This window comes from Micromonospora sp. NPDC047707 (assembly GCF_040704235.1).
In the GTDB taxonomy this organism is placed as follows: domain Bacteria; phylum Actinomycetota; class Actinomycetes; order Mycobacteriales; family Micromonosporaceae; genus Micromonospora.
The window spans coordinates 19,030-34,783 of sequence record NZ_JBEYSU010000005.1; the positions used below are offsets into that span (position 1 = coordinate 19,030).

At 75.0% G+C, this 15,754-nt stretch carries 14 protein-coding genes; 11 read left to right on the forward strand and 3 right to left on the reverse strand.

Translation table 11 applies throughout. The annotated features are described in order from the left end of the window. Positions 1-136: 136 nt before the first annotated feature. From AB0873_RS07105 to AB0873_RS07125, 5 genes are all read left to right on the forward strand, one after another. On the forward strand, positions 137-634 hold the full coding sequence (locus tag AB0873_RS07105) for a DinB family protein (RefSeq protein ID WP_366598815.1): 498 nt from the start codon (positions 137-139) through the stop codon (positions 632-634). 119 nt (positions 635-753) lie between these two features. Next, positions 754-1,407, forward strand: a complete 654-nt coding sequence (locus tag AB0873_RS07110; protein ID WP_366598816.1) for an alpha/beta hydrolase — start codon at positions 754-756, stop codon at positions 1,405-1,407. 73 nt (positions 1,408-1,480) lie between these two features. Next, positions 1,481-1,615, forward strand: a complete 135-nt coding sequence (locus AB0873_RS07115) for a hypothetical protein (protein ID WP_366598817.1) — start codon at positions 1,481-1,483, stop codon at positions 1,613-1,615. Between the two features lie 22 nt (positions 1,616-1,637). Then, entirely contained in the window at positions 1,638-2,435 is a 798-nt protein-coding gene (locus tag AB0873_RS07120) for an alpha/beta fold hydrolase (protein WP_366598819.1), read from the forward strand. A gap of 257 nt (positions 2,436-2,692) precedes the next feature. Beyond that, positions 2,693-3,841 (forward strand): polysaccharide pyruvyl transferase family protein, encoded by a 1,149-nt coding sequence (locus AB0873_RS07125; protein ID WP_155330905.1) that lies wholly within the window; start codon positions 2,693-2,695, stop codon positions 3,839-3,841. 56 nt (positions 3,842-3,897) lie between these two features. Here the strand turns inward: AB0873_RS07125 and AB0873_RS07130 are convergent, their stop codons facing one another. Then, entirely contained in the window at positions 3,898-4,104 is a 207-nt protein-coding gene (locus tag AB0873_RS07130; RefSeq protein WP_366598820.1) for a hypothetical protein, read from the reverse strand. Between the two features lie 53 nt (positions 4,105-4,157). Continuing rightward, complete coding sequence (locus AB0873_RS07135; RefSeq protein ID WP_366598821.1) at positions 4,158-5,033, reverse strand: PfkB family carbohydrate kinase; 876 nt, start codon at positions 5,031-5,033, stop codon at positions 4,158-4,160. A 64-nt stretch (positions 5,034-5,097) separates the two neighbouring features. Here AB0873_RS07135 and AB0873_RS07140 point away from each other — a divergent pair, with 64 nt between their 5' ends. Then, positions 5,098-8,499, forward strand: coding sequence for a DEAD/DEAH box helicase (locus tag AB0873_RS07140; RefSeq protein WP_366598822.1), 3,402 nt, complete (start codon positions 5,098-5,100; stop codon positions 8,497-8,499). Next, positions 8,496-9,431, forward strand: a complete 936-nt coding sequence (locus AB0873_RS07145; protein WP_366598823.1) for an SWIM zinc finger family protein — start codon at positions 8,496-8,498, stop codon at positions 9,429-9,431. The genes AB0873_RS07140 and AB0873_RS07145 overlap by 4 nt, the downstream gene beginning before the upstream one ends. Positions 9,432-9,464: 33 nt before the next feature. Here AB0873_RS07145 and AB0873_RS07150 read toward each other — a convergent pair whose 3' ends face one another. Continuing rightward, positions 9,465-9,722 (reverse strand): DUF3040 domain-containing protein, encoded by a 258-nt coding sequence (locus AB0873_RS07150; RefSeq protein ID WP_168001343.1) that lies wholly within the window; start codon positions 9,720-9,722, stop codon positions 9,465-9,467. Between the two features lie 520 nt (positions 9,723-10,242). On the opposite strand from AB0873_RS07150, the gene AB0873_RS07155 reads away from it, so the two are divergent. The 4 genes from AB0873_RS07155 to AB0873_RS07170 are packed head-to-tail and all read left to right on the forward strand — an operon-like array spanning position 10,243 to position 15,671. Next, positions 10,243-12,261 carry a DUF1800 domain-containing protein gene (locus AB0873_RS07155; RefSeq protein ID WP_366598824.1) on the forward strand — a complete coding sequence of 673 codons (2,019 nt, stop codon included), beginning with the start codon at positions 10,243-10,245 and terminating at the stop codon, positions 12,259-12,261. A gap of 8 nt (positions 12,262-12,269) precedes the next feature. Then, positions 12,270-13,649, forward strand: a complete 1,380-nt coding sequence (locus tag AB0873_RS07160) for a DUF1501 domain-containing protein (protein WP_155330912.1) — start codon at positions 12,270-12,272, stop codon at positions 13,647-13,649. Continuing rightward, complete coding sequence (locus tag AB0873_RS07165) at positions 13,646-15,067, forward strand: ferredoxin reductase family protein (RefSeq protein ID WP_366598825.1); 1,422 nt, start codon at positions 13,646-13,648, stop codon at positions 15,065-15,067. Before AB0873_RS07160 ends, AB0873_RS07165 begins: the two co-directional genes overlap by 4 nt. Before the next feature lie 7 nt (positions 15,068-15,074). Continuing rightward, positions 15,075-15,671: an FMN-binding protein gene (locus AB0873_RS07170; protein WP_366598826.1), complete on the forward strand. Its 597-nt coding sequence runs from the start codon at positions 15,075-15,077 to the stop codon at positions 15,669-15,671. The last annotated feature ends 83 nt before the right edge of the window (positions 15,672-15,754 follow it).

A 15,754-nucleotide genomic window follows, 5' to 3' on the forward strand; every position in this document is an offset into this window, starting at 1 on the left:
AACTATCGCTGAGCGATGTGCCGATCGTCAAGCGGCGGCGTCACGGCCCGCACGGGCAGCGCCGAACCTGTGCACCGTGCTCGCTCGCCCGGACCCGTGTGCTGCTGCCTGGCCCGCTGTTTGGAATGCTTGGCGCATGCCCGCACTTCCGGTGACGTTCAGCGAAGATGCCATCAACAGCTCGGTCAAGGTCCAGTTCGAAGCCTTCATCGACGAGCATCGCGACGCCCTCAACCGCTGCCTGGACGGGCTGACCGAGGAGGAGGCACGCCGGTCGCTGGTGCCCTCCAGGACGACGCTGCTGGGTCTGGTGAAGCACGCGACCGTCGTCGAGAAGGTCTGGTTCGACGAGGCCATCACCTGCCGGTCGCGCGCCGAGATCGGCATCCCCGCGACGCCCGACGAGTCGTTCATCCTCGATGACGACGACACCATCGCCCGCATCCGGCAGGCACATCGCGAGGCCTGCGAGGCGTCCCGCCGGGCGACGTCGACGCTCGGGCTGGACGACGTGCTCCAGGGCAACCGCCGCGGCCCGCTCCCGCTGCGCTGGGTGTACCTCCACGTGCTCCGCGAACTCGCCCAGCACTGCGGGCACGCGGACATCCTCCGCGAGCAACTCCGAGCCGGCTAGCCGACCTCCGCCGGGCACTCGCCCCACCGGCTGGTCGGGGAGCCCGGCTCCGGACCATCGACGCGGGGCGCCGGAGCCGGCCGCCCGGGGGCGGCGGTGGCCCGCCGTACGATCGCGGCATGGTGGACGGTGCGGTGCTGCTGTGGGTGCACGGCGGCGGGTGGCATTCGCGGGACACGACCGACGTGTCGCTCTTCGAGGAGCTGGGGATGCGGGTGGTGCAGGCCCGCTACCGGTTGAGCGGCGAGGCCAGCTGGCCAGCGCAGCTCGACGACGTCCGTGCCGAGGCGCGCGCCGCGCGGCTGCCGGGCCGGCCGCTCGTCGTCGCCGGGGATTCCGCCGGCGCCCACCTGGCTCTGCAGGTCGGTCTGCGGGGCGTGGACGTTCCCGGCGACGTGGACGCCGTCCTGGCCCTGGAGCCACCGGTCGACCCGCTCGCGCCGGACTGGCCCCGCGGCCGGGCCGAGGGGAACCCGTGGCACCAGCTCCTCGGGCACCTGCCCGCGCCGGGCGACGCGGCCACCGTGGACTGCACGGTCACCACCCATGTGGGTGCGGGCACGCCGGTGCTGCTCGCCCACGGTCTCGACGACGCATCGGTCCCGGTGACGCAGACGCTGAACCTCGCCGCCGCGCTCGTCGCCGCCGGTCACCGCGTGCACGTGACGGTCGCCGACGGGGAGCACGGCCAGCTGGACCTGCGCCGGCCCGACCTGGCGGCCGCCGTACGCCGGTTCCTGGCTGAGGTCACCGCTGCCGTGCCGGTCCGGTGAGCCCTCCGATGTCACCGCCGGCGCGCATACTCGGCGCATGGTGGTGCGTGGGTCCGGAAGACCGACTCCCCGGTTGACGGCGGAGGTCGAGGCGGCGCGCCGGGGCCGCGCCGAGCTGGCCGCCGGGTGCCGCCGGCCCGCCGAGGGGCAGGTCGTCGACGAGACTCCGGCCCGCGCGGTCGCCGCGTTGACGAGGGCGGCGGCGTGAGCGGGCACGTCGGGCGGGCCAGGTGAGCTACGCCGAGGTCGACGGCCTCCGGATCTGGTACGCCGAGCACGGTGCCGGCCGGCCGCTGGTGCTGCTGCACGGCGGCTTCGGCTCGACCGAGATGTTCGCCCCACTGCTCCCGGCGCTGGCCGAGCGCCGCCGCGTGATCGCCGTGGACCTCCAGGGCCACGGCCGGACCGCGGACGTGGACCGCCCGCTGCGGTACGAGTCGATGGCCGACGACGTAGCCGCCCTGATCGTCCACCTCGGCCTGACCGGGGTGGACCTGCTCGGGTACTCGCTCGGCGGCGGCGTGGCCCTGCGGGCCGCGATCCAGCACCCTGGCCTGGTCGGCCGGCTCGTGCTGGTCTCCGCGCCCTGCCGGCGGCAGGGCTGGTACCCCGAGGTGCTGGCCGCCATGGCCCGGCACGACGAGACGACGGGCGAGCGGATGCGCGGCAGCCCGATGCACCAGCTCTACACGCGGGTGGCGCCCCGGCCGGCGGACTGGCCCCGGCTGTGGGCGAAGTCGGGTGAGCTGCTGCGCCGCGAGTACGACTGGTCGCCCGAGGTGGCCGCCCTCACCCTGCCCACCCTGCTCGTCTTCGCCGACGCCGACTCGGTCACCACGGCGCACATGGTGGAGTTCTTCGGGCTGCTCGGCGGCGGTCACCGGGACGCCGGCCGGGACGGCACCGACCGGCCGGCCGCGCGCCTGGCCGTGTTGCCCGGCCTCACCCACCACGACATCCTGGGGTCGCCCGCGCTGCCCGCCGCCGTCCTGCCGTTCCTCACGCACCCGGCCGTCGCGCCGGGGTGACGGTCAGCGGAGGCGAGCGGCCACCCAGGGCGGCAGGGCGTCGACCGGGTGCGAGGACAACGGCGTCAGTGCTCCGCCCCCGGGCGCCGCCGACGGACACCCGGGCGGTCCGCGTCCCGCTCCGCAAGCGGAAACGGTTCCGCGTCGCTCCCGCGTACCCCGGGTGTGGTACCCGCCGGGCGTCGGGCGAACGGGGCAGGACTGTTCCGCGGCGTACCGGGAAAAACGCCCGGGACGCACCTGGGGAGGAGCGACGGATGACGCGTGGCGCCGGCTTGACCATCGGGGTGCTCGGCTCGTACGGCGGGCGGAACCTCGGCGACGAGGCCATCCTCACCGGCCTCCTGGCCGACCTGCGGGAGCAGGAGCCGAACGCCCGGATCATCGTCTTCTCACGGAACCCCGCCCACACCCGGGTGGCCCACCCGGACGTGGAGGCGGTCCCCTGGGAGGGCGTCAGCCGCAACGACTCGTCCGTCGTGCTCGCGCAGCTCGACCTGCTCATCCTGGGCGGCGGCGGCATCCTCTACGACCGCGAGGCGCGCCGCTACCTGCGCGTCGTCCGGGTGGCCCAGGAGCGTGGCCTGCCGCTGCTGACGTACGCGGTGGGGGTCGGCCCGCTCAGCGAGACCGTGGACACGGGGATGGTGCGCGAGACCCTGGCCGGTGCCACCCAGGTGACGGTGCGGGACCAGGAGTCCCGGATGGTGCTGGAGGAGGCCGGCCTGCTGAACCCGATCACGGTCACCGCCGACCCGGCCTTCCTGCTGGAACCCGAGGACTTCCCCGAGCAGTTGCTGCGTGAGGAGGGCGTGCCGGCCGGCACGCGGCTGGTGGGCATGAGCGTACGGGAGCCCGGCCGGGCCGCCGAACGGCTCGACATCGACGGTTACCACCGGCTGCTGGCGCAGATCGGCGACTTCCTCGTGCAGCGGATCGACGCGTACGTCCTGTTCGTCCCCATGGAGCGGGACGACATCCGGCACTCGCACGGGGTGCTGTCGCACATGATCGCCGCCGAGCGGGGGCGGATCCTGCACGGCACGTACTCACCTCAGCAGGTGCTCGGCCTGATGCGCCACTTCGACCTGGCGGTCGGCATGCGGCTGCACTTCCTGATCTTCGCCGCGATGGTCGGCACCCCGTTCCTGCCGCTGCCGTACGCCGGCAAGGTCTTCGACCTGGCCCAGCGGCTCGGCGTGCCGGCGCTGCGGGGCGTGGAACGGGAGGTGGAGGGCCCGCTGCTGGCGGAGGTCGACCGGCTGTGGGACGAGCGGGAGCAGCGCGCCGACGCCACCGCCCGGCGGGTCGCCGACGTGTGCGAGGAGGCCCGCGGCACCTCGCAGGTCACCCGGGCCGTGCTGGAGAGCCTCCGGGCCCAGTCCATGATCCGCGTCGGCGCCTGAACGTGCCGTGCCGGCTGACCGGACCGCCGATCAGCCGCCGCGGGTCCACCGCCGGCTCAGACCGCCGGGCCGCGCCAGCAGTAGCGCCACCGGTCGCCCGCGCCCTCCACCGTCTCCAGCTCGTAGATCTCCGCCTTCGCGAGCCCGCCGTCGCCCAGATGGTGGTGGGTGAGTGGCGGCCGGCCGTTCGGGTCCAGCTCGACGGTGACGCTCTGCCCGTCGGCCGCGCCACCGACCAGGGGGATCTCCGCGGTTGATGCCATGCGCCCATCCTGCCCCGAGCCGCGTACCCGCGCAGCGGAAGCGCCCGCCGCGCTCAGGCGGGACGGGGGAGCAGGGCGGGCGGGTACTCCATGCCGTCGTGGGTGCAGGCGGCGGCCGCGACGCGGGCCGCGTACGCCGCCGCGTCGGCCAGCGCCGCGCCGCGCAGGCGGGCGGCGATCAGGCCCGCCGCGAAGGCGTCACCGGCGCCGTTCGTGTCGACGACCGGCGCGGGCGGCGCCGCGGCGGGTACCCGGGTCGGCGCCCCGCCGGCCGGGTGCACGTCGGCGCCGTCGCCGCCACGGGTGACCACGACCGTCCGAGGTGCCAGGCGCGCCGCCACCGTACCGGCGCGGCCGTCCAGCCGGACCGCGCTGACGAAGACCAGGTCGGCGGCCTCCGCGAACGGTAGGTGGTACGGGTTCGCGCCGTCCCAGTCGTGCAGGTCGGTGGAGAGCGCGGCCCCCTCGGCGAGCGCGGCCCGCACCTCGGGCAGCAGGTCCCGCGCCCAGTCCATGATCGAGACGTGGACGTGCGCCGCGCCCCGGATCAGCGCCGCCAGCTCCGCCGGCGGGAACGGCGCCGGCCCGGACCACGGCCGGGGGTCGTAGAGCGAGCTGCGCCGCCCGGCCGCGTCGACCAGGTTCACCGACCGTCGCGTACCGGCCGGGGCGTCGGCCAGCACGGCCCGTACGCCGGTGCGCCCCAACGCCGCCCGCACCACGTCGCCGGTCGGGTCGGCGCCGAGCACGTCCACCACCGTCACGCGCAGACCGAGCGCGTGCGCGGCGAGGGCGACACCCGCCCCGGTGTTGCCGACGCGCAGGTCGATCGGATCGACGGTGAAGGAGTCGGCGGCGGGCAGCGGAAGCGCCGGGACCCGGACCCGCACGTCCACCCCGAGGCCCCCGATCACGAGCAGGTCGTCCACGGCGGCGACGATAGCCGGTCGGGGCCCGCCTATCCTGGGCCCGGGCGTCGACGAGGGGGAGCGCGTGCTGGTCATCCACGGGTCGTGGCGGCCCGGCACCGGGCTCGCCGTCTGGGCGGAGGACAGCACGCTCCCGCCCCACGCCCCGCGCCGTCCCGGCCGGGCACCCCGGGAACGCCCGCATCCGTTCGCCGCCGACCACGCCGCGCTCGCCGCCGCCCTGGCCGAGGTGGCCGAGCCGACCGGGCTCGGTACGGCCCTGCTCACCCTGCCCACCCGCGCCGGCTCGCCGCTCGACTCGCCGGAACTGGTCCGCACCGGGCCCGTCGAGCCGGTCCGCGGGCCGGTCAGCCTCGCCGGGTGGCGGGTCCCCGTCCTGGCGTACGCCCCGGACGCCGCCCTGGCCCTGCTGCGCCGGGTCGGCGACGTGGCGGTGGCCGGGGCGACCCTGCGCCACCTCGCCGAGCTGGCGGAGTTCGCCGCCGACCTGGCGGCCCGGGGCCGCGTCCTGCCCGGTGTCCTGCCGCTGGCGGGGGCCGGGGTTGCCGAGCCCGGCCGGCCGGGCGGGGAGCCGGCCCGGCCGCGCGGGGCGCGATCGCGCCGGCCGGCCGGGCCGGAGCCGACGCAGTCGGCCGAGTTGGCGGCGGTCGACCCGACGGGCCCGGACGTGACCGCGGGGCGGTCGACCGGGCCGGGCGGGCCGGCCGCCAACGCGCGGGCGGTGTGGCGGCCCCTGCTCACCGGTACGGACGCCGCCTGGGCCCGCTCGCTCGCGCTGGCCCTGCCGCCGGCCGCCCGGGCCACCGTGAAGGTCCTGCTCGATCCACTCGACGCCGCCGGCATCGTGGGGTCCGGCGGGGCGCGATCAGCCGACGCCGCCGGCATCGCGGCGGCGGGCGGCCCGGACCCGACGCGGGACGACGGCGGGTCCGCGAGCGGGACCGCCGTCGCGCGGGCGGGCGGGCGGCCCGCCGGCCGGGACGGTGACGGGTGGACCCCGGGGGAGTTGGTCGCCGACGCGCTCGACGCGCTCACCGACGCCGCCGTGCGGGCCGCGCTCGCCGACGCCGTGCTCGCCAAGGGCGTACGCCGGCTCGGTGCGGTGCCGGCGTGGCTCGCCGCGCTCACCGGCCCGCACCGCTATTTCGCCGCCGACCCGGCGGCCCTGGCGACGCTCCGCGACGAGCTGGACGCCTGGCAGCGCGACGCCGCGGGCGGCGCGGTCCGGGCCAGTTTCCGCCTGGTCGAGCCGTCCCTCGACGAGGTCACCGAGCCGGTCACCGTGGTGCCGGCGGACGCCTCGGTCCAGGCTCGAACCGACGGGCTCTGGCGGGTCGAGTTCGGCCTCCAGGCCGCCGACGAGCCGAGCCTGCACGTCGACGCCGGGCGGATCTGGCACGAGCCGGAGACCGTCACCGGGTTGGGCAGCCCCGAGGAGACGCTGCTGGCGGAGCTGGGCCGGGCCAGCCGGCTCTGGCCGGAGCTGGACGTGGCGCTGCGGACCGCCACGCCGGAGGCGCTGGTCCTGGACGTGGAGGGCGCGCACCGGTTCCTCCGGGAGGGTGCCCCGGTGCTGCACGCGGCCGGGTTCGCCGTGCTGCTGCCGTCGTGGTGGCAACGCCCGTCGTCCCGGCTCGGCGCCCGCCTCCAGGCGCGCAGCCGGACCGCTCCGGGCACCGTCGCCGGGGCCGGCGGCGGTGTCGGGCTGGACGCGCTGGTGGACTACCGGTGGGAGGTGTCGCTCGGCGACCACCCGCTGACCGCCGACGAACTGGAGTCCCTCGCGGCTCTGAAGACACCGCTGGTACGCCTGCGCGGCCGCTGGGTCGAGCTGGACCCGAAGCGTCTCGCCGCCGGCCTGCGGCTGCTCCGCTCGGCCGGCGAGCTGACCGTCGGTGACCTGCTGCGCCTCGGCCTGTCCGACGCCGGGACGGACGCGCTGCCCGTGCTGGACGTCAGCGCCGATGGCGCGCTGGGTGACCTGCTGGCCGGCACGGTGGAGCGGCGGCTCACCCCGCTGGACGCGCCGCCGTCGTTCCGCGGCACGCTGCGCCCGTACCAGCGGCGGGGACTGGCCTGGCTGTCCTTCCTCCAGTCACTCGGCCTGGGTGGGGTGCTCGCCGACGACATGGGTCTCGGCAAGACGGTCCAACTGCTCGCCCTGCTCGCGGGCGACCCGCCGGACGCCGGCCCGACCCTGCTGGTCTGTCCGATGTCGCTGGTCGGCAACTGGCAGCGGGAGGCGGCGACGTTCGCGCCCGACCTGCGCGTCCACGTCCACCACGGCGCCGAGCGCGCCCGGGGGGACGCGTTCGCCGACGCCGTGCACGCGGCGGACGTGGTCCTCACCACCTACACCGTGGCCGCCCGCGACGCCGTCGACCTGGCCGGCATCGACTGGCACCGGGTGGTGGTGGACGAGGCGCAGGCCATCAAGAACGCCTCCACCCGGCAGGCCGAGGCGGTCCGCGCGCTGCCCGCCCGGCACCGGATCGCCGTCACCGGCACCCCGGTGGAGAACCGGCTCGCCGACCTCTGGTCGATCATGCAGTTCGCCAACCCGGGCCTGCTCGGCCCGGCGGCGACGTTCAAGAAGCGGTACGCCGAGCCGATCGAGCGGCACGGCGACACCGACGCCGCCGAGCGGCTGCGCCGGATCACCGGCCCCTTCGTCCTGCGCCGCCTCAAGACCGACTCCTCGATCATCTCCGACCTGCCGGAGAAGCTGGAGATGGAGGTCGTCTGCAACCTGACCGCCGAGCAGGCCGCCCTCTACCGGGCGGTGGTCGACGACATGATGGCGCGGATCGAGTCCAGCGACGGCATCGAACGCCGGGGGCTCGTGCTGGCCGCCATGACCCGGCTCAAGCAGGTCTGCAATCACCCGGCTCACCTGCTGCGCGACGGCTCCGCCCTGGACGGTCGCTCCGGCAAGCTGGCCCGGCTGGAGGAGATCCTCGACGAGGTCCTCGCCGCAGGGGAGAAGGCCCTCCTCTTCACCCAGTACGCGGAGTTCGGCGGCATGCTGCGCGCCCACCTGTCGGCCCGCTTCGGCCGGGAGACGCTGTTCCTGCACGGCGGCGTCGGTAAGGCCGACCGGGACGCGATGGTGACCCGGTTCCAGTCCCCGGACGGTCCGGCGCTGTTCGTCCTGTCGCTCAAGGCCGGCGGCACCGGGCTCACCCTCACCGCCGCCAACCACGTCGTGCACGTCGACCGCTGGTGGAACCCGGCGGTGGAGGACCAGGCCACCGACCGGGCGTTCCGCATCGGCCAGCGCCGGCGCGTCCAGGTCCGCAAGTTCGTCTGCGCCGGCACGGTGGAGGAGAAGGTCGCGGCGCTGATCGCCGACAAGCGCCGCCTCGCCTCGACGGTCGTCGGCACCGGCGAGCAGTGGGTCACCGAGCTGTCCACCGCCCAACTGCGCGACCTGTTCCGTCTGGAGGCCGGGGCGGTGGTCGAGTGAGCCCGCGAGCCGGTGGCGGCACGACCGATCGCGGTGGCGGCGGGCGGCGCGACGGCGTCCCCGGGCGGTTCGCCGACTACGGGCCGCCCCGCAAGGTCGAGGGTGGACTCCGGGCGCGCAGCACCCGCGGCGCGATCGGCCGGTCCTGGTGGTCGCGGCGCTTCCTGGAGGTGCTGGAGTCGTTCGCCCTCGGTACCCGCCTCACCCGGGGCCGGTCGTACGCGCGCGCCGGCCAGGTGGTCCGCCTCGACGTGGCGCCCGGCGAGGTGACGGCCGTCGTGCAGGGCTCCCGCGCCCGCCCGTACGACGTGCGCATCGCGCTGCCGGCCTTCCCGCCCGAGCTCTGGGCGCGGCTGGAGGCGGACCTCGCGGCGCAGGCGTTCTTCAGTGCCCGCCTGCTCGCCGGGGATCTCCCCGCCGAGCTGGAGGAGTTGTTCGCCGCGGCCGGCGCGCCGCTGTTCCCGGCCGGCGTCGCCGAGCTGAGCCAGCGGTGCAGCTGCCCCGACGCCGCCGTCCCCTGCAAGCACCTCGCGGCGACCTTCTACCTGCTCGCCGAGGCGTTCGACGCCGACCCGTTCCAGTTGCTGCACTGGCGGGGCCGGCACCGGGACGAGCTGCTCGACCGGCTGCGGGTCCTGCGCGGTGGCGTGGCCGGTCCCCCGGCCGTCCGGTCCGCCCCGGACGGTGCGCGTACCACTGTGGAGGTTCTGCCGGTCGGTACCGCGCGGGCGGTCACCGGGCTGCCGCCGGCGCCGCTGGCCGAGGCGGTGGACCGGTTCTGGTCCCCGCCGGTGCCGCTGCCCGACCGGCCACCCACCCTGATGACCGGGCCGGACCTGCTGCTCCGTCAGCTCGGCGCGCCCGCTCCCGCCATCGGCGGGCCGGGGCTGGTGGAACGGCTGCGCCGGGCGTACCGGCGGCTGGCTGACTGACCGGCGGAAGGACCGGCGTCGCCCGTCGTGGCGTCACAGCCAGCGCCGTCGGAAACGCCACATGACCGCGGCGTTGGCCACCAGGACCACCGCGCAGATCGCGCCGGCCAGCCGTCCGGCCAGTACGGTCGTCGCCGGCAGTGCCGCCCAGAGAACGATGGTCAACAGCATCAGCCACCGGCCGCGACGTCCCCGTGCGCGGTTGTCCAGCCGGGCGAAGAACGCCGGGTCGCTCTCCCGGAGGTGGCGGGTGATCTGCTCGAACCTGCGCTGATCCTCTTTGCTGAGCATGTGCCTTCCCCTCACGCGTTCAGCAGCGGTTCGGCGGCATACCCGCTGCGGCGGCGGCTCACGCTCTCCTGTTACCGCCTCTTTGCGGTCGCGGGCCTCGCCGCGTGGAAACCGCCCAGGGCCCGCGCTCGGGATCGCGCGAACCGCCGGCGTGGGAACGGCGACGCACGGTGCGCGGGGTGGCCGTTCCGGGGCTCTTGAGGACCGGGTTATCCGAACCTTAAGTTTGCCTGTGCCGTTGAACGGTGCTATCAGCGCCGCGTGCGCCGGAAACGTTACGCGCGTGCCCGGCCCGCCCGCGTCGGCCCTGCTCGGGACCGTCTGTCCGGTGCCGGCCGGCCAGCGGGGCGGTTCCGGGGCGCTGAGGGCCGTCTTAAGTGCCGGTTGGGGGCCGTCCGACGCTGCTTGAAGGCCTCTCACCCCTTGGCTACCTTGCCGTAGCAACCCCCCAGGCATCAGCCGTCGCACCCGTATCCTGCCCGGTCACGGTCGTTGCGGCGCAGCAGAAACGGATTGGTACATGGCCGACCAGAATGTGCCACCACCACACCGATCGTGGGACGACCGCGGGTGGGACGGGCGACCGCACCCCGAGGCGTACCGCGACGAGTACGCGTCCACCCCGTACGCCTACGACGCGCCCCAGTCGCCGGCCCCGCAGGGCCCCCAGTGGGTCGGCCCGAACGGCTTCGGGCCATCCGTCACGCCGGCCCGCACCCCCGGCGCCGGACTGCCCACCCTGGACGACGGCGGTGAACCCGGCCGCCCGGTGGGCCGCCGCAAGGCGCTCGCCGCACTCGGCGGCACCGCCGCGGTGGTCGCCGGTGGCGCCGCGCTGGCGATGACACCGCAGGTGCGGGGACTCTTCGGTGACGACGTGGTGGCCGGCGACGCCACCGGCACCCAGGTGACCGACGGCACCGCCGCCCGCCCCGGTGGGCAGCAGCCGAGCACGGTGCGCACCTACACCGAGCAGAACGAGAGCTACATGGGCTCGCGGGCCGGTGCGGCGCTGAAGAAGAACAACCCGGCCGGCGGCCGGACGTTCTCCGGGCCGGCGGCCGCCGCCGCGGAGACCCCGGTGACCGTCAAGACGGTCCTCGCCAAGGACCCGATCCTGCACCTGGCCCGGCGGGCCACCTTCGGCGTGACCCCGAAGGTCCTCGCCGACATCAAGGACCGGGGCATCGACGGCTGGCTGCGCTGGCAGCTCGACCCCGACAAGGTCGCCCCGACGAAGGCCGAGCTGAAGCTCGCCGAGCTGCCCACCCTCAAGCTCAGCACCGACCAGCTGCGCGCGCAGCGCGACCAGCTCAACGAGCGGGGCGCCCAGCCGGAGCGGGAGATGGTCGACGCCACCATCGCCCGGCAGATCTGGTCGGACCGCCAGCTGTACGAGGTCATGGTCGACTTCTGGAACGACTTCCTGCACGTCGCGGCCGACTTCGACGGCGGCGAGGTGTACCGGAACTCCTTCGACCGGGACGTGGTGCGGCCGCACGCCCTGGGCAGCTACCCGGACATGCTGCTCGCCGCGAACCGGCACCCCGCGCTGCTGCTCTACCTCAACCAGAACGACTCCCGCGCCGACGCGGTCAACGAGAACCTCGCCCGGGAGAACCTGGAGTTGTACTCGGTGGGCGTCGACGGCGGCTACACCGAGAAGGACGTCCGGCAGGCGGCCCTGCTCCAGACGGGACGCGGCGTCGCCGACGGCAAGTACGTCTTCCGCCCGGAGCGGCACTACGTCGGCAAGGTGAAGATCCTCGGCTTCACCCACGCCAACAACTCGAAGGACCCGAAGAAGGCCGAGGCGGCGATCGACGCGTACCTGACGTACATCGCCCTGCACCCCTCGACGGCGAAGTACGTCGCCCAGAGCCTGGCCACCCGGTTCGTCTCGGACACCCCGCCGAAGTCCCTCGTGGACCGGCTGGCGAAGACGTACCTGACCAACAAGGGCATGGTCAAGCCGCTGCTGATGACCCTCTTCAGCTCCTCGGAGTTCTGGGCCGCGGTGGGGCAGAAGGTCCGCCGGCCGATGGAGTACCTCGTCGCCACGTACCGGGCGCTCGGCGTCTCGCCGGAGGCGTCGCCGGGCCACGACAACCGCGACAACCGGCGCACCCCGTTCGGCCGGGGCCTGCGGCAGATCCAGGACAAGATGCGCGAGCTGGGCCAGTACCCGATGGGCCAGCCCACCCCGGACGGCTACCCGGACGTCTACGTCGCCTGGACGTCGGCCGGGACGATGGTCAACGGCTGGAACGAGGCCGGCGAACTCGTCGCGGCCCGCCGTACCGTCTTCACGTACACGAAGCCGGAGAAGCTGGTGGCCCGACCGCCGGCGACCGCCGGGGCGTACGTGGACGCGCTCGCCCAGCGGCTGGTCGGCCAGAAGCTGAGCGCCAAGGAGAAGTCGCTGATCCTCGGCATCGCCGGCCTGTCGGCCGGTGCCCGGGTGGACGCGACGTTCAACGGGGCCGTCGCCGCCGTCGCGCGGGCGATCCTCGCTTCCCCCCAGCACCACCTCCGGTGAGGCCTCCGATGGAGAAGACCGTGTACTCGTACCCCCTGCACCCCGACTGCCCCGACGTGCGGCGGCTGGCCGACAACCCGGCCGAGGCGCTGCTGCGGGCGGAGGCCGACATCGTCGCCGCCGAGAACGCCGCCGAGCGGGACCGTTACCGTCGCCTGGAGGAACTGGAGGAGGCGCAGCAGGACGGCCGCGGCGTCACCCGCCGGACCTTCGTGGCCGGTGCCGCCGCCACCGCCACCGCCCTGGCCACCGCACAGTTCGTCACCACGTCGGCGTCGTTCGCGGCGACGAAGACCGGCACCCTGATCCACGTCTTCCTCTACGGCGGGCTGGACGGTCTGAGCCTGGTCGCACCGGCCGACGACCCGGTGCTCGCCCGGGCCCGCCCGGACCTGCTGCTCGCCGACGACTCCCTGGCCGTCGGCCGCGGTTTCAAGCTGACCAGCGCGTTCAAGCCGCTCGAACCGTGGCTGCGCGCGGGCAACCTCGGCTTCGTGCCCGGCGTCTCCGACGAGCGCCTGTCCCGCAGCCACTTCCAGGCCGCGGACGCCTGCAACCTCGGCGGCCTGCCCGGTGAGACCGGTGGCCGGGGCTGGCTGGACAGCCTGGTCGACGCGCTCGGCAAGGGCACCGCGTTCCGCAGCGTCGGCATCGGCAGCACCCTGCCCCGCTCGCTGGTCGGCACGAACGGCGCGCTGTCGTTGAACAGCGTCGGCTCGTTGCGGCTCAACGGCGAGGAGAAGTACCGCGCGGCGACCGAGAAGGCGATCCGTGGCCTGTTCACCGGGATCAACCACCCGGTCGAGGAGGCGGTCCAGGACGGCCTCGGCGCGCTCGCCACCGCGCAGCGGCTCGCCGCGAAGCCGTACCAGCCGGCGGAGGGCGTCGAGTACCGGGGCGTCGGCCGTGCCTTCCAGCAGCTCGCCCAGCTCATCAAGGGCGGCGCCAACGTCCGCGTCGCCACCGTCGGCATGGGTGGCTACGACACCCACGAGAACCAGGGCACCCGCGACGGCGGCCAGCTGCACCGGCGGCTGGGCGAGCTCGCCTCGGCGATGGCCGCCTTCTTCACCGACCTCGGCGACCTGGCCGCCGACGTGACGATCATGGTGTCCAGCGAGTTCGGCCGGCGCGTCGCCTCCAACGGCGGCGGCACCGACCACGGGCACGGCGGCGTCATCACCGTCCTGTCCGGCCGCAAGCTCGCCGGCTCCCTGCTCGGCACCTGGAACGGGTTGAACCAGCTCGACTCCGGCGACGTACCCGAGTACAACAACATGTTCAACGTCTACGGGTCCGTGGCGCAGGGCCGGTTCGGGCTCACCAACGCGGAGGTGGCGAAGATCTTCCCGCGGATGAAGTACGCCCCGATGAAGCTGTACGCGTGACGTACCCCCGTACCCACGCCACCGGCCGCCGGGCCGGGACGACACCGTCCCGGGCCGGCGGCCGGCCGGCTGCCGACGTACGCCCCCAGGTGCCGCCGCGGCGCGGACCCGGCGGCCGGCGGGTGCTGGCCGCGCTGCTCGTGCTCGGCCTGCTCGCCAGCGTGCTGCCCTGGTGGCTGGACACCCCCGCCGGCTCCCTGAAGACCACCGCCGCGACCCTCACCGCCGCCGGGCGGATCACCGGCCTCGTCGCCGGCTACCTGCTGCTCGTGCAGGTGCTGATGATGAGCCGGCTGCCGGTGCTGGAGCGCCGGATCGGCGGCGAGCAGATCGCCCGCTGGCACCGCGACCTCGGCGCCACCCTGCTGGTCGCGGTGCTCGCGCACGCGGCGCTGATCCTGGTCGGGTACGCCGACCTGGAGGACAACCCGGTCCTCACCGAGGCGGGCGTGCTGCTGCGCGACTACGAGGACATGGTCTCCGCGTTCGCCGCCGCCGGCGTGCTGGTGCTGATCGGCTTCACCAGCGTCCGGGCGATCCGCCGGGTGCTGCCGTACGAGCTGTGGCACGCGCTGCACCTGTCCAGCTACCTCGCGCTGCTGCTCGGCTTCGGCCACCAGTTCAGCAACGGTGCCCAGCTCTTCCGGCCCGGCCCGGTCCGCACCCTGTGGATCGCCATGTACGTCGTGGTCGTCGCGGTCCTGGTCTGGGGCCGGGTGGTCGTGCCGCTGGCGTTCAACCTGCGGCACCGGCTGCGGGTGGCCGACGTGGTCGCGGAGAGCCCGGACACGGTCTCGATCTACCTGACCGGGGAGCGGCTGGGCGAGCTGGACCTGCTCGGCGGTCAGTTCTTCCGCTGGCGGTTCCTCACCCGCGGCTGCTGGTGGCAGTCGCACCCGTTCTCCGTCTCGGCCGCCGCCAACGGCCGCTGGCTGCGGCTCACCGTCAAGGTGGTCGGCGCGTACACCCGGGACCTCCGCGACCTCGACCCGGGGACGCCCGTCTGGGCGGAGGGACCGTCCGGTACGTTCACCGCCGCTCACCGGACTGGCGACCGGGCGCTGCTGATCGCCGGCGGCAGCGGGATCACGCCGATCCGGGCGATGCTCGAGGAGCTGCCACCGGGCTCGGCGCTGATCTACCGGGCCCGCACACCGGCCGACGTGCTGCTGCACCGGGAACTGGACTGGCTCGCCCAGGCCCGGGACGTGCGAATCTGGTACGTCATCGGCTCCCGGAACGACCCCGGTCCCCGCCAGGTGCTCACCCCGGACGGGCTGCGCGGGCTGGTCCCCGACCTCGTCCGCCGGGACGTCTACCTGTGCGGGCCCCCCGGCCTGGTCGCGCAGTCCCTGGGGGCGCTGCGCCAGGCCGGCGTGCCGCGCCGGCAGGTCCACCTCGCCACCTTCGAATTGTAGGAAGGGCATGTCCATGCGTCGCGCCCTGCTCGCGATCACCGGCCTGGCCGCGAGCACCACCGCGATGGTGGTGCTGAAGAGCGGCCCGGGCGCCGGCCCGGTCGCCCAGGAACTGCCCGTCGAGGGGCGGCCGGTGACGCCCGCTCCCGCCGAGGCGGCCCCGGCCGACGGCGGCGCCGCCGAGCCCGAGGCGTCCACGTCGGGCGCCGCCACGTCGCCCCGGCCCAGCCGCAGCGCCACCCGCGCCCCCGCGACGCGCCCCACCTCCAATGCGCGGGTGCCGTCCGCCCCGCGGACGAGCAGCACGCCGGCCCGGCCGACCACGCGGACGGTGACCGGGCCGGTGGTGGAGAACGAGTACGGAGCGGTGCAGGTCCAGATCACCCTCTCCGGCTCGCGAATCGTCGACGCGGTGGCGCTGGAGCTGCCCGAGGAGACGGCCCAGTCCGACCAGCGCAGCCAGCAGGTGGACGATCGGTACAGCGGCACGGCGGGGCTGGTGGTGCAGCAGCAGGGCGCGGACCTCGACACCGTGTCCGGGGCGACGGCCACCAGCGACTCGTACCGGCAGTCGCTGCAGGCCGCGATCGACCGGGCGAACTAGGGCCTGTGCCGACGTCACCGTCCGGCCACGCCGGGGCCTCGGCACCGGCCCTGGTCCCGGCGTCGCCGGCCCGGCCCGGCCTG

What these genes read in the sequence shown, in the direction of transcription:
- AB0873_RS07110 (WP_366598816.1), top strand. Translation starts at nt 754, where the DNA reads ATGGTGGACGGTGCGGTGCTGCTGTGGGTGCACGGCGGCGGGTGGCAT.
- AB0873_RS07105 (WP_366598815.1), top strand. Translation starts at nt 137, where the DNA reads ATGCCCGCACTTCCGGTGACGTTCAGCGAAGATGCCATCAACAGCTCG.
- AB0873_RS07160 (WP_155330912.1), top strand. Translation starts at nt 12,270, where the DNA reads ATGGAGAAGACCGTGTACTCGTACCCCCTGCACCCCGACTGCCCCGAC.
- AB0873_RS07125 (WP_155330905.1), top strand. Translation starts at nt 2,693, where the DNA reads ATGACGCGTGGCGCCGGCTTGACCATCGGGGTGCTCGGCTCGTACGGC.
- AB0873_RS07130 (WP_366598820.1), bottom strand. Translation starts at nt 4,104, where the DNA reads ATGGCATCAACCGCGGAGATCCCCCTGGTCGGTGGCGCGGCCGACGGG.
- AB0873_RS07150 (WP_168001343.1), bottom strand. Translation starts at nt 9,722, where the DNA reads ATGCTCAGCAAAGAGGATCAGCGCAGGTTCGAGCAGATCACCCGCCAC.
- AB0873_RS07170 (WP_366598826.1), top strand. Translation starts at nt 15,075, where the DNA reads ATGTCCATGCGTCGCGCCCTGCTCGCGATCACCGGCCTGGCCGCGAGC.
- AB0873_RS07155 (WP_366598824.1), top strand. Translation starts at nt 10,243, where the DNA reads ATGGCCGACCAGAATGTGCCACCACCACACCGATCGTGGGACGACCGC.